Raw genomic sequence first — 13,857 nt, 5'->3', positions numbered from 1 at the left:
ACAAATATGGAAAAGGACTTTGAAAATGAACTGATTATCCGAGATTTTTTAGCTAGACAGCGGACAACTTTGGCAAATCAACGTACTCTTTTGACATATATACGCACATCTCTTTACTTTTTAGTCAGCGGTACTGCACTATTTGAGGTTGAGCATTTAAATCATATAAGAGACTTCGGTTACCTTGCTTTTGTTCTTTCTGCAGTCTTTTTGGTTCTTGGTTTTTACAGTTATTTCAGTGTAAGGTCGAAACTAAAGAAAGGAAATTATCACAAAATGTAATTTCAATAATTGATAAAATTTTAATTTTAGTTTACCTATATTTCAAGTAACAAATAAACCCATTTTATCCCAAATCCATATGAAAATCTTAGGAGTAATTTTAGTTATTGCAGGAGTATTGATGCTTTTTAGTAATAGCATCAGCTTTACCACCAAAGAAAAAGTGATCGACGCGGGCCCTATTCAGGTGAGCGCAGATAAAGAAAGGACACTCGATTGGCCACAATATGCTGGAGGCATTGTTGCTGCAGCCGGAGTTGCCATCATGATTTTTGCCAAAAAGAAGTAAAAGCCCAGTCTACACATCCCTTTTACAAGGGATTACCATTCAATATCCCCCCTATAATCGTTCAAAGGTTGAGAGTTCTTTTTCAACCTTTGATCATTTTTTCAATAATCCCCTCTAATCCCAAGTGGGCTTTCCACCCCAATTTTTCAAATGCTTTTTTTGGATCTGCCCTACTTACCAATAAATCAGTAGGTCTAAAAAACTCTTCTTTTTGAATCACATGGTCCTTCCAATTTAGACCTAATTGATAAAAAGTCTGATCGACAAAATATTCTAAAGAATAAGACTTACCAGATGCCACTATAAAATCCTCAGGAATGTCTTGTTGCAACATCAGCCACATCGCTTCGACATACTCAGGGGCCCAGCCCCAGTCTCTTTGGATATCCAATCGTCCCAAGGAAAGCTTTTCTTGAGAACCTTTCGAAATCCTTTTTGCTGATTGAATAATTTTTTGGGTAACAAAACGCTCAGGCCTCAATGGGGATTCATGATTAAACAAAATCCCCGTACTTAAATGTAAACCATAAGCCTCTCTATAATTATCAACGAGCCAACTAGCCGAAGCTTTTGCCAGAGCATAGGGACTTCTGGGATGAAAAGGAGTTGATTCTGTCGCTGGGAATTCACTAGTTCCACCAAAAGCCTCCGAACTACCGGCGTGATAAACTTTTATATCATTGTCTTCCAATTTAACTGCCTCCAAAATATTCAAAATGCCAAGTGTAAAGCTTTGAATTGTTTCAGCTGGCTGCTCAAAAGATAACCCTACCGAAGATTGGCCTGAAAGGAAGTAGACTTCTTGAGGCCTAGACTTCTTGATTGCCACCAGGACAGACCTGAAATCTTCCTGGTCCATGGATATTAATTCTACGTGGGACTTGATCCCCAATTTTTGAAGATTTAAAAATGCTTTTCCTTGCGCATCTCTCGAAGTGCCATACACTTTATATCCTTTATGGATTAAAAATTGGGCAAGATAGCTTCCATCTTGACCACCAACACCACAAATCAGAGCGGATTTCATAATAGATTTTTAGATTGACAATTTTAATCGACAAGCCTACAAAAGCTGTCTGTAAAGTTGAAGAGTTTCTATTGATGTTCTTTCCCAAGAGAACTGTTGAAACCTCTCATTACCCTTAAGAATATATTCTTCTCGAACCGATTCGCTTTCTCCAATTTTTTCCAGTTGAGTCTGGATTTCTTCCAGGTTATTTGGATTGAAAGTCAATGCAGATTCACCCACTACCTCAGGCAAAGAACTTGTATTACTGCAAACAACTGGGCAATTATACCCCATAGCCTCTAGTGGTGGTATTCCAAACCCTTCATATAAAGAAGGATAAACAAATGCATAGGCAGCCTTATAAAAACCGGCTAATTTATTATCATCTCCTGCTTCCCATCGTATCTGATCCTTTTCGAAGCCAAGAGCTTGGAAAGAGTCCAATTCCTTTCTTGAAAAGCCCTGGGGACAAAAAGCCACGATGTCAAAATTCTTCATCAGTTTTTCGGATTGAGAAAATGCCTTTACAAATCCTTCGAAGTTTTTGTGCTTTAACCTGATTCCTACATAGAGAAAAAATGGTCGCCGTTGCATAGGAGGCGTAATAATCAATGAATCCGGCAAAGGCTCATCAGCGGCTAAATGAGTCACCTTAATCTTCTTCTCATCAATGTTGAAAAAATTAAGCATATCCGATTTTGTATGATGAGAGATACTTATCACTAAATCTGATCTGTCAAAAGCCGCTTGTTTTTCTTTTGTCTTCAAATAGGAACTTGGAAACAACTCTGGAAAAAGTTCATGAAGAGCATCATATTCAGTAACAACTCTCGCTTGATTTCCTTTGAGAAAAGGCTTATCGCTAAAGTAAGTTTCATGAATAATATTCGGTGGATTTACCAATTGATATCCACTGTTGATTACATTTCCTAAATCTCTTAAAACACGAATGGACCTCTTTGGAAAGGATACCATATGAGTTCCAGTTCGCAGACTCGGATCTATGTCTCTGAGGTAATTATTTATATAAAACCCTCCAAGTATTTTAGGATTTTGTCCTAGACCTTTTAATTCCTTGGCAAGCCTAACAAAATATTTAGAAATACCTCCGTATCTCTGGAGCCTAAATGTCTGATTATCAAAATGTATTCTAACTGGATTCACTGATTAAAAATTAAAAAAGACCAATAGTAATTGAAGTTGAAGACAATCTAATTTTTGTTTTTCAAATACCTCCAATATCTCTTTTTTATTGATTTAGGTATACCCCATTTTACATAATCTTTCAATCCATATTTATTTTTAAACTCTTGAGCATATTCAGTTTCATTCAAATAAGTCCAATAAAGATCTTTTAGGGGGTGTTTATTTTGGAAATGCCAAGGTTTTGAGGCCTCAGTATAATGAATGATTATTGGGTTTTTAATTGCATTTTGGAATTTCTCTTTCCCGAATTGAGACACTGCAACAGAGAATATTTCATTATCAAAAAATGAAGTTTGTACATTCCATTTAGGATCCAATCTCAACCATTCTCCCTTCAAAACCGCATTAAGCCCACACTGATCCGCATATTTAATTTTATCGGGATATTTAAAAATATACTCCAAAGCTTTTTCTCCAAGCTGCATTTCCCTCCATTTATTCAGGTTTAATACTATCATTCCTGAATTGAAATACCCTTCTTCCTTAGAGAGCTCCAATCTTCCAAAATCTTCTATTTTAGGATCTGAAACAGCAGCTAATGCATGGTCTCCTAATTCCACATTGAATAAATCGGAAACACTTCCATTAACAATAATATCCGTATCTAAATAAAGTGCTTTATCCTCTGATATCAAATCTGCTGAGAAAAGTCGAAGATAAGTAGCAACTGAAAAATGCAGTTCAACTTTTACGTTTTTTAATGAATCAAAACCAACTTCTTTTACAGTGAAACTAGCTCCTTTTTTTTTGACAAATTCTTCGATTGGCTTCAACCAACTATTATCTGGTCCCTGGCAGATTATATAAAAAGAGAAATTTAAATCGGGATTATTTTTGATCAGAGAATGGATAGTTACTGTCGCTGGACCCAAAAAATTCTTATCAAATGCTAATAAAACAGGATATGTCCTTGAATTTGTATCTTTCAAAATATACTGGAATTTATTTCTATTGGAGTCCAAAAATAAGTGGATAATTCTTAATTATATCAACTTTCCTCAACCACTAAAAAGTTATTTTTCACCACTTGGAATATTATCAAATTATATATAAAAAAGGGAACCGAAAATAATTTTCGATCCCCTTTATTCAATTAATATTTCTGCTACTAAGGTTTCCTTATTCTACTAGTTTTACTTGCATCACCTGTTCGGGATCCAAGTTGAAAAACTCTTTATGAACGTTGAAAGCGGGCTCATCTCCTACTGGATGCTTAGCAATATAAGTTCCATTTTCTTGCATCACATAAGCGTTGCAATTATCTCTCAAATTGTAAGAAAGAATATTCATCAATTGCTTTTCTAACAGAGGTGCCTCGATCTTAAATAAGGACTCCAATCTCTTATCAAAGCTTCTCACCATCATATCAGCACTACCTGCATAGGTTCTGGTATTTCCATTGTTATGGAAATGATAAATTCTGGAGTGCTCCAAGAAATCACCAACGATAGAAATCACCTCAATATTTTCACTCAAGCCAGGTCTTCCCGGTCTCAAGCAACAAATACCTCTCACAATCAATTTAATAGTTACACCAGACTGGGAAGCTCTATACAAGGCATAAATTGTCTCTGAATCTTCAAGGGAATTTACTTTGATGAAGATCCCACTTGGCAACCCATTTCTGGCATTCTCAGCCTCCTGCTCGATATATTCAATCAATTGATTTCGCATATCTCTAGGAGCAGTAATCAGGTTTTGATATTGAGATGGCATGCTATGACCTGTGATTACATTGAAGAATTCCGAAACATCATTCGCCAACACTTCATTGGTTGTCAAAAGACCAATATCTGTATACAACCTTGCGGTATCTTCATTGTAATTCCCTGAACCCAAATGCACAAACCTGGTAATCTCATTGTCATCCTTACGAACAATCAACAATAGTTTAGTATGGGTTTTTAAGTGGGTAATTCCATAAATCACAAAACAACCAGCCTTCTGAAGCTTTTTAGCTTCACGGATATTATTTTCTTCATCAAATCGAGCCTTCACCTCAAAGAGAACAGAAACGTGTTTCCCATTTTCGGCAGCTTTCAAAAGTGCTCTCGTAATACGACTATCTTTTGCGAGACGATAAATGGTCATCTTGATAGCCATGACATCTGGATCATCAGCAGCTTTTTCAATCAAATCCAAAATCGAATCGATGTTGTTATAAGGATGGTGAAGTAAAATATCTTTCTCCTTCAGCGTATCAAAGATCTCAGCCTGTCCTACCTCTTGGTAAGAAAGTGGCTTCACAGGATCGGGCATCTGAGGCAATCTATCTCTAAACTTTTTATTTCCAACGATTTGCCAAAAGCCAGTATAATCCAACATACTTGATCTTTTCACCATGAAAACTGAGTCATTTTTCAGATTCCATCGTTCCAACAGTGAATTGAGCATCCATTTGCTATAGCCTTCCTCAATTTCTATCCGAACAACACGACCAGTTTTCCGCTCCATCAACTTCCGCTTCACTTCTTCTAGGAAATTGGCATCCATATCTTCACTTTCTTCAAGTGTAAAATCTCCGTTGCGGGTGATTCTAAACAAACTGACTGCTTCGATATCCACATTTCTGAAAAGTGAAACAATGTTTTCACGAATCACCTCTTCGATCGGAATCATCAAAAGAGAGTTTTCTCTTTCAATCTCAAAAAAGCGTGGAATATTAGCCGGAATCTGGACAAAACTTAATTTGCGCATATCCTTTCGCTCACCGGGACTGGTAGTCACCACTCCAAAAATCAGGAGCTTATTCATCAGAATCGGGAAAGTCCGATAGCCATCATAAACCATCGGAGTGAGCATCGGATAGATTGCCTTTTGGAAATAATCTTTCACTTTCCCGTGCTCGGCTTCTGTCAACTTGGATGTATTTACCAAAGAGATTCCTTCGTCCTCTAATTGAGGAAGTACCTTGTCTACAAAAAGCGAATGCTGATTCGTATGAAACTGCTGGCAATCCTTCATCAATTTTGCCTTGAAAGGATCTTCTCGCAATCCAGAGTAATCCACTCTCTCTTTTTCGTAATCCAGATAGTTGTACAAGGACCCAACACGGATCATAAAAAACTCATCCAAATTGGAGGCGGTAATTGCCAAAAATTTTAATTTCTCAAAAACTGAACGGTGTTCTTTCTTGGACTGATCCAATACCCGTTCGTTGAATTTTAACCAACTTAGATCTCTACTTACAAGATCACTTTTTTGGACTACTGATTCGTATCTGTCTCCTACTGCCAGTTTCATACTGTATAAAATTAAGGGACCGGAAAAATAAGCTTTTTAGCCGGAATTCGAATTTACATTTTTGTTAAGACAAAAAAAGGGGCCCGAGAGCCCCTTTATGATTAAGTATCGATTTTTGCGTATTTGGCATTTTTCTCGATAAATTCTCGTCTAGGAGCAACTTCATCTCCCATCAACATACTAAAGAGGTGATCTGCTTCAGCTGCTGAATCGATGGTTACCTGTTTGATTGTCCTGACATTTGGATCCATGGTAGTAGTCCAAAGTTGCTCTGGATTCATTTCACCCAAACCTTTGTATCTCTGAACGTTTACACTATCCTCTTTTCCATCTTTGGCCATTTCGGCTGTCAAGATCTTTCTTTCTTCCTCAGTCCAGCAATAGCGCTCGTCTTTTCCTCTTTTCAATAAGTAAAGTGGTGGAAGTGCGATATAGATATACCCATTCTCGATCAATGCTCTCATGTATCGGAAGAATAGAGTCAAAATCAAAGTTCGAATGTGAGATCCATCAATATCGGCATCCGTCATGATGATGATCTTATGATATCTCAATCCGGACAGATCCAATTCCTTATCGTCATTGACAGTTCCAAACTTTACACCCAATGCGGTTAGGATATTTTTGATCTCATCATTGTCATAAATCTTATGTTCATGAGCTTTCTCCACGTTCAAGATCTTACCTTTCAAAGGCAAAATCGCCTGGAAATCTCTATCACGACCTTGCTTTGCAGATCCACCTGCAGAGTCCCCTTCCACAAGGTAAAGCTCACATACAGTTGGGTCAGAGTTAGCACAGTCAGCAAGTTTACCTGGCAAACCTCCGCCTCCTAGGACGTTTTTACGCTGAACCATCTCACGTGCCTTTCTGGCAGCATGACGAGCCTGAGCAGCCAAAATCACTTTTCCTACAATAGTCTTAGCCTCTTTTGGGTGCTCTTCTAACCATGATTCCAAAGTTTTGGAAACAGCTGAATCTACAGCTCCAACTACATCAGAGTTACCCAATTTGGTTTTGGTCTGACCCTCAAATTGAGGTTCAGCAACTTTCACTGATATAACAGCAGTCAATCCTTCACGGAAGTCATCACCGGAAACTTCAATCTTTAACTTATCAAGCATTCCTGACTTATCCGCATAAGACTTCAAAGTTCTGGTCAAAGCTCTTCTAAAACCGGTCACATGAGTACCACCTTCATAGGTGTTAATGGTATTCACATAAGAAACCACATTCTCAGAATAAGAGCTGTTGTAGCTCATGGCTACTTGAACGGGTACTTCTTGATCAACAGACTCAATGTAGATCGGCTCCTCGATGATTTTGTCTCTGGTTTCGTCCAAGTATTGAACAAATTCGATCAAACCACCTTCAGAGAAGAATTCATCTGATTTTGGATTGCCATCCTCCTCGATTTCACGAAGATCTTTCAAGAAAATTCTTATACCAGCATTCAAGAATGCCATTTCACGAAGCCTGTTGGCAATCGTTTCGTATTTGAATTCTGTAACTGTGAAAATGCTCGCATCCGGTTTGAAATGAATGGTAGTACCTCTTCTTTCAGTTTTACCGACTTCTCTTGCCGGATATTGGGGAACACCGATCTTGAATTCCTGCTCGGTAATGACCCCGTTTCTATAAACAGTAGCCTTTAAATCTGTGGAAAGTGCATTCACACATGACACCCCTACACCGTGCAAACCACCGGATACTTTGTAAGTGTCCTTGTCAAATTTACCCCCAGCGTGAAGGACAGTCAAAACAACCTCCAAGGCTGATTTCTTCTCCTTCGGGTGCATGTCCGTAGGAATACCTCGGCCATTATCTTCTACTGTGATGGAATTATCTTCGTTGACAGTCACGTGAATAGTATCACAATGACCAGCTAAAGCCTCATCAATGGAGTTATCTACAACCTCCCAGATTAAGTGATGAAGACCTTTGATACCAACATCCCCGATATACATGGCTGGTCGCTTTCTTACTGCTTCCAAGCCTTCCAATATCTGAATATTCCCGGCACCGTACTCTGCCGGCTTTTTCGCTTGTTCGTCGCTCATATTTGTTGGAAAAAAACCCTCAAAATCGGGCTGAAACGGTGATTTTTTGATAGTTTATTGATTCGGCAAGTTAAGCAAAAAATGTGAGTTTATCACTATAAAATTCAGGCAATTACCCCCTCCTTAAGCTTACCTAAAGTATCTAAAAAGCAATCACTTAAAACTGATTTGTACTGAGCATCACCAAGTTGCAAGCAGGAACCACCTCTACCCCCTGAGCTTTAGCCTTTTGAAAAAATTCTGGATTTTCTGTTCCCGGATTGAAAATGATCCTCTTTGGATTCAGAGAAAGCAAATAATCAATCCATTCCCCCTGATGATCTGGACCAATATATAGGGTAATCGTATGAATATCTTCCAAATCGGGCTTTCTCCTCAAATCAAGAATTTCCTTACCATATACCTCTCCATTTTTGATTCCGATAGGAATGAATTCGTAGCCCTTATCCTCATACATTCCAGCTGCTACATAAGCATACCTGGAAGGATTTGGAGTTGCTCCTACAATTAAGGTTTTGATGGTTTTTGGACTAGACATCCCTACTTCCTAAGACTCTATCTCTCTCAAAAGTATCCATATGCCTATGTTTTTTGGATTCGTAGATATCGGACAAAGTGATCAAAATCCCTGTCTCTTCAACCTCACCAAATTCATCATTCAAAGCTGTACCAAAAGTCATCATTGTAGGTGACAAATTCATGTAAGTATTGATCAAAGGAGGAATGTTCTCCCCGTAAGACCTTACACTGGTATTCAACAACTTATACCCCTCTTTATAGCTCAATCCTTCAAATGGATTTGGTCCTGTACCAACGCCTGTTTCGTAATCCAATTTCAATTCAGGCTTTGGAACTACCAAGGAGTTTTTATCTGGGAAATAATGATTCATAAATCGAAGCAAAAGGTCCCTTGCTTCACGATTGTAATGAGGATACATGGTCACCTTTCCAAACAGAAACTTCACATCTGGATTGAGTAAAACCACGGCACCTAAGCCATCCCACAAGTTATCCAGGCTGAAAATCCCTTTTCTGTTATCTATGCTTGGCTGATATTTCGGTTGAACGAAAGACCTTCCAAGTTCAATAGTATAGGGTAAATAGTTTTTAATAAACTCTTCTGAAAAATCAAACAAATGGGTGGTAGAAAGATTGATATCACCATCTTCTCCTATAGCCGTCTTGCAATGAATCAAACGGTACCCAGCAACTATTTCCTCATTCTCCGGATTCCAAGTGATCAATTGTTGATAGCAATTTTCACAGGTGTCGTTCTCATCCAAATCCAACTCAAGACCGGTCCCCCCTCCCGCAGCTCTAAAAGTCAGCTCTCTCAATCGACCGATTTCCCTCACTACATTGGGTGAATTGTGGAAGTCCACCAAGTAAACCAAATTGTCCCCGTTATTTGCATATCGAATGAATCGATCCGGGCTTAATTCGGCCTTTATCAGTGCTGTATCTACAGCAGGGATTATCTCAGCTTCTCTTTCCATTTTTCGATCCAAATTCATAAACTTTTTCTTTCAAAATTTCGGCCCATTTGGCATCAGAATTCTCATTTGTCAAACTCTCAAATGGGATCTGCTCACCAATCCTAATTTTAACCTTTTGTCCACGTTGCTTATACATTTCATCCACAAGATAAAACATCTCAACGTTTGCCTTAACTCCAAGTTTCTTTCTCCAATCAGCTAAATTGTAAAAGAAATTTGAATTCTTTCCTTCAATAAAACAAAGAAGGATATCTTTTTTGTACTTTTTAGCCTTGGTAATAAAGCTCTTTTTCCATTGAAGATCTCTAATCCCATTTCCTGATTTCCTTGAAACCAAACCTGCTGGAAACACCAAGACAGCAAAATTGTCGGCATATGCTTCTTCTATTTTTGCAAGAGTTTCCTGAGAGTTTCTTCCAAGCTTATTAACTGGAACAAATAGAGGTTCAAAATTTTCAAAGGCCATCAAAAGATCATTTACCAAAAAACGAATGTCTGGCCTGATTTTCCCAAGGGCATACATCAAAGCGATTCCATCCATGCCACCAAGAGGATGATTGGCAGCTATAATCACTCCTCCTTCTTTCGGTATTTTTTCCTCTCCTATTAGCTCAACTTCCAATTCAAACTCCTCAATAATACTATTGACAAAATCAATTCCTTTGAGGTGATTTATTCGATCCAAAACTTCATTCATCCAAGTTTCATGAGTCACTTTCTTAATATAAGAAAGTACAAATCCAGGCATCCACTTTAGCAAAGTCGGATTCTTGGAATGAATCGCTTTTTCTATATCGATAAATTTCTTCGACATATTATTTCTAGGATCAAAAAGGAGAATTTAAACTGGGTAATCTTTGGTAAAATAAAGTAAAAACAGGAAAAGTTCTGCATGCATACATTTTTTAATCATTTATTAAAACGCAGCTACCTGAAAACCAAATGATATCAAATCTGAACTTAACACCGAAAAAAATCAAGAAATACGGATAATCTTCCATCCTCTCCTCTTCCAGTTATAATTCCCTATTTTTGCCTGCTCAATCGATGAGCTATGAACGAACGCATTTTATCCTTGACTCCAGGTCCGTGGAATGATTACGAATTGATCGATACGGGTGGCTTTGAAAAGCTGGAAAGATTTGGAGAATTTATTGTTAGCAGACCCGAGCCTCAGGCCATTTGGGACAAAAGTATGTCCGAGTCAGAGTGGAGAAAAATGGCTCATGCTCATTTTGCCAAAGAAAAAAACAACCCTGACAAAGGAAAGTGGGAGCAACTCAAAAAAATGCCCCACAATTGGCAAATAGCCTATTCCAATGAAGACGGACTCAATTTGAAACTCAACCTGGCTCAAACTTCTTTTAAGCACATCGGGCTTTTCCCTGAGCAAGCAGTCAATTGGGATTATCTCTATCAGACGATTCAAAAGTCACCTGTTCAAAATCCAAAAGTTTTGAACCTATTTGCCTACACAGGCGCTGCTTCAGTAGCAGCCAAAGCTGCAGGTGCTGATGTAACTCATTTGGATTCGGTCAAGCAGGTGGTTACCTGGTCCAGACACAATATGGAAGCCTCCAAGCAGGAAGGAATCCGATGGATGGTAGATGATGCGATGAAATTCATCAAACGGGAAGCCAGAAGAGGAAATAAATACCAAGGCATTATCCTGGACCCCCCAGCATATGGAAGAGGTCCAGATGGTGAAAAGTGGGTTCTCGAGGAGCAAATCAACGAAATGCTAAAAACCTGTGCAGAAATCTTGGATCCAAAGAATCATTTCCTTTTACTCAACATGTACTCATTGAGCTTTTCCTCTTTGATAGCGGTCAATTTGATCCAATCCAATTTTGGAGAAGTGAAAAATCCAGAGCATGGAGAATTATACCTGCAGGACAGATTTGACAAAAAGCTTCCTTTGGGAATTTTCTTCAGATTCTCCAGCTATTAAAACCCAATTATGAACAACCGACAATTATTTCTATCCCATCTAGCCCAAACCACAGATTTTCCACTGCTGATCGAAATCGAAAAGGCAGAAGGAGTCTATATGTATGGCCCCAATGGGGAAAAATACATGGATTTGATCTCTGGAATCGGTGTGAGTAATGTAGGCCATCGCCATCCCAAGGTTTTGAAAGCCATCCAAAATCAGCTTGACAAATACCTCCACCTGATGGTATATGGAGAATATGTACAAAGTCCCCAAGCACAATTAGCAAAAGCTATTTGTGACACACTACCTGAATCTCTGGACAATGTCTACTTGGTCAATAGTGGCTCTGAAGCTGTAGAGGGAGCTTTAAAGCTCGCAAAAAGATATACCGGAAAACCCAAATTGGTTTCCTGTGTCAATGCTTACCACGGTAGTTCAAGTGGAGCTTTAAGCGTGGGAGGAAATGAGATTTTTAAGCGTGCCTATAGACCACTTCTACCAGGGGTCTCCAATATTCAATACGGAAATCTGGAAGATCTTGAAAAAATTGACTCAGACACTGCTGCAGTCATTGTGGAAACCATTCAGGGTGAGGCTGGAATCCGTGTGGGGACCCAAAAATACTTTAAAGCTTTAAGAGATAAGTGCCTAGAAATGGGTACCTTATTGATTTTGGACGAAATTCAAGCCGGATTTGGAAGGACTGGAAAATTCTGGGCTTTTGAGCATTTTGACATCGTTCCTGATATTGTTGTTTGCGCAAAAGGAATGGGTGGAGGAATGCCGATTGGAGCTTTTATCGCCAACAAAGAAGTGATGGGAGTTTTCAAAAACAACCCGCTATTAGGACATATCACCACTTTTGGAGGACATCCAGTAAGTTCTGCAGCTTCTCTAGCTACCATTCAGGTCTTGCAAGAAGAAAATCTGATCAATCAGGTTGAGGAAAAAGCAGAATTGTTTAAAAGCTTTCTAGTTCATCCCAAAATCAAAGGAATCCGAAATAAAGGATTGATGATGGCCGTAGAGTTCGAATCTTTCGAAGTCTTAAAACCCATCATCGATCAGGCCATTGAACTTGGAGTTATTACGGACTGGTTTCTATTCTGCGATGATTCCATGCGCATTGCTCCTCCATTGACGATCACCAAAGAACAGATCAAAGAGGCTTGTGACGGTATCCTGAAAGCTATCAACCTGGTAACTGAAGCTTGATATGGGACAGAAAAAATGCCCTCATTGCAAAGAATGGTCTGCTTGGAGCCAGAATATCGAAGATGTTTGTGAGCATTGTGGAGAAAAACTAAGCCATTTGGAGCTTGCCAGAAATCAGAAAAGAGAGGAAGAAAAGAAGGCCAATGAAGAGAAATGGAAGTTTTATATCCAGAAAGCAGACCCTCCTTTTATAGTGTTTTTGAAGAAAGTTGGGAATTTGTTTTACACAGTCTTTATGGCTATTATCACCTTTCTTATTTGGTTAATTGCAGCTCTTCCTGGATAATGACAGTTTTAAAAAATCCAATTTTTTTCGTTTCAGCCCTTCTATTTTGGGTAAATCAGGGAGCCGAGAAATTATTTGGTGAGACACATTCTTTCATTAGATCCTATGAGGACGATTTACTTGCAATGCCTGTGATTTTAGGCATCACACTTCAAGTATTCCAATGGATTCACCCCTTAAAAAATCAATTTCGATTTACCTGGGTCCAATGCTTAGTGGGCTTCCTTTATGTTTCAGTGGCTTTTGAAGGAATATTACCACTTTATTCTGAAACATACACCCGAGATTACTGGGATATTGTATGCTATGCCATTGGCACCTTCGGTTTTTATAAATTGATCAATCCAAAAGCCAGCCCGCAAATTTCTGAAGGCTAAACAAAACTTACCGAAGCTATTTTTGGTTGAAGTGATATGAGCAAAAAAGATAAAAAGGAATATCCAATCCAGATTTCAGAAGAGGATTTGAAAGGAAAATTAGATCCTGAATCCTATCATGTATTGCGAGAAAAAGGAACGGAAAGACCATTCACCGGTCAATATTATCTCAACAAGGATACCGGCATCTACGAATGCAAAGTTTGTCATAATGAGATCTTTCATTCCAGCAAAAAATATGATTCTGGCTGCGGATGGCCAAGCTTTACCGAACCGATTAGGCCAGAAGCCATTGACGTTCAGATGGATTATTCCCATTTCATGATCCGAGAAGAAATTTTATGTGCCAATTGCGGTTCCCATCTAGGACATCGGTTTCCCGATGGTCCCAGTGATCAGGGAGGCATTCGCTATTGCATCAATTCGGTAAGTATGGATTTTAAAAAAGGGGATTAAAT

At 38.7% G+C, this 13,857-nt stretch carries 15 protein-coding genes; 7 read left to right on the top strand and 8 right to left on the bottom strand.

Translation table 11 applies throughout. From position 1 onward, the window contains the following. The first annotated feature begins 6 nt into the window (after positions 1-6). Both BUF13_RS00620 and BUF13_RS00615 read left to right on the top strand, forming a co-directional pair. Complete coding sequence (locus BUF13_RS00620; protein ID WP_073569821.1) at positions 7-282, top strand: DUF202 domain-containing protein; 276 nt, start codon at positions 7-9, stop codon at positions 280-282. A gap of 79 nt (positions 283-361) precedes the next feature. Beyond that, complete coding sequence (locus BUF13_RS00615) at positions 362-571, top strand: hypothetical protein (RefSeq protein WP_073569820.1); 210 nt, start codon at positions 362-364, stop codon at positions 569-571. Between the two features lie 82 nt (positions 572-653). Here BUF13_RS00615 and BUF13_RS00610 read toward each other — a convergent pair whose 3' ends face one another. The 8 genes from BUF13_RS00610 to glsA form a co-directional block, all read right to left on the bottom strand. Then, positions 654-1,598 carry a GDP-mannose 4,6-dehydratase gene (locus BUF13_RS00610; RefSeq protein ID WP_073569819.1) on the bottom strand — a complete coding sequence of 315 codons (945 nt, stop codon included), beginning with the start codon at positions 1,596-1,598 and terminating at the stop codon, positions 654-656. Positions 1,599-1,634: 36 nt separating this feature from the next. Next, positions 1,635-2,555: a glycosyltransferase family 4 protein gene (locus BUF13_RS00605; protein ID WP_134204277.1), complete on the bottom strand. Its 921-nt coding sequence runs from the start codon at positions 2,553-2,555 to the stop codon at positions 1,635-1,637. Between the two features lie 236 nt (positions 2,556-2,791). Further along, the gene (locus BUF13_RS00600; RefSeq protein ID WP_073569817.1) at positions 2,792-3,715 is read right to left on the bottom strand and encodes a glycosyltransferase family 8 protein; all 924 of its coding nucleotides are present in this window, start codon (positions 3,713-3,715) and stop codon (positions 2,792-2,794) included. 190 nt (positions 3,716-3,905) lie between these two features. Beyond that, positions 3,906-6,029, bottom strand: a complete 2,124-nt coding sequence (ppk1, locus tag BUF13_RS00595; RefSeq protein ID WP_073569816.1) for a polyphosphate kinase 1 — start codon at positions 6,027-6,029, stop codon at positions 3,906-3,908. A 101-nt stretch (positions 6,030-6,130) separates the two neighbouring features. Then, entirely contained in the window at positions 6,131-8,089 is a 1,959-nt protein-coding gene (gyrB, locus tag BUF13_RS00590) for a DNA topoisomerase (ATP-hydrolyzing) subunit B (RefSeq protein WP_073569815.1), read from the bottom strand. A 157-nt stretch (positions 8,090-8,246) separates the two neighbouring features. Further along, positions 8,247-8,627 carry a CoA-binding protein gene (locus tag BUF13_RS00585; protein WP_073569814.1) on the bottom strand — a complete coding sequence of 127 codons (381 nt, stop codon included), beginning with the start codon at positions 8,625-8,627 and terminating at the stop codon, positions 8,247-8,249. Then, positions 8,620-9,603, bottom strand: a complete 984-nt coding sequence (gene glsB / locus BUF13_RS00580; RefSeq protein WP_244547789.1) for a glycine N(alpha)-acyltransferase GlsB — start codon at positions 9,601-9,603, stop codon at positions 8,620-8,622. The genes BUF13_RS00585 and glsB overlap by 8 nt, the downstream gene beginning before the upstream one ends. Then, positions 9,569-10,399, bottom strand: a complete 831-nt coding sequence (gene glsA / locus BUF13_RS00575) for a lyso-glycine lipid O-acyltransferase GlsA (protein ID WP_073569813.1) — start codon at positions 10,397-10,399, stop codon at positions 9,569-9,571. Before glsA ends, glsB begins: the two co-directional genes overlap by 35 nt. A gap of 240 nt (positions 10,400-10,639) precedes the next feature. Between glsA and BUF13_RS00570 the strand changes: the two genes are divergently transcribed. From BUF13_RS00570 to msrB, 5 genes are read left to right on the top strand one after another with little or no spacing between them, the layout of a single operon-like run. Then, positions 10,640-11,536, top strand: a complete 897-nt coding sequence (locus BUF13_RS00570; RefSeq protein ID WP_073569812.1) for a class I SAM-dependent methyltransferase — start codon at positions 10,640-10,642, stop codon at positions 11,534-11,536. 9 nt (positions 11,537-11,545) lie between these two features. Further along, a complete protein-coding gene (locus BUF13_RS00565; RefSeq protein ID WP_073569811.1) occupies positions 11,546-12,736 on the top strand; it encodes an aspartate aminotransferase family protein in 1,191 nt (396 codons plus the stop codon). A gap of 1 nt (position 12,737) precedes the next feature. Next, the gene (locus tag BUF13_RS00560) at positions 12,738-13,022 is read left to right on the top strand and encodes a hypothetical protein (RefSeq protein WP_073569810.1); all 285 of its coding nucleotides are present in this window, start codon (positions 12,738-12,740) and stop codon (positions 13,020-13,022) included. Continuing rightward, on the top strand, positions 13,022-13,399 hold the full coding sequence (locus BUF13_RS00555; RefSeq protein WP_073569809.1) for a magnesium citrate secondary transporter: 378 nt from the start codon (positions 13,022-13,024) through the stop codon (positions 13,397-13,399). The genes BUF13_RS00560 and BUF13_RS00555 overlap by 1 nt, the downstream gene beginning before the upstream one ends. 36 nt (positions 13,400-13,435) lie before the next feature. Then, positions 13,436-13,855: a peptide-methionine (R)-S-oxide reductase MsrB gene (gene msrB, locus BUF13_RS00550; RefSeq protein WP_073569808.1), complete on the top strand. Its 420-nt coding sequence runs from the start codon at positions 13,436-13,438 to the stop codon at positions 13,853-13,855. The last annotated feature ends 2 nt before the right edge of the window (positions 13,856-13,857 follow it).

It is taken from the genome of Algoriphagus zhangzhouensis (genome assembly GCF_900148515.1).
Lineage (GTDB): Bacteria > Bacteroidota > Bacteroidia > Cytophagales > Cyclobacteriaceae > Algoriphagus > Algoriphagus zhangzhouensis.
Note: the sequence above shows the minus strand (reverse complement) of the source record. Positions and strands in the feature narration are given on the sequence as shown.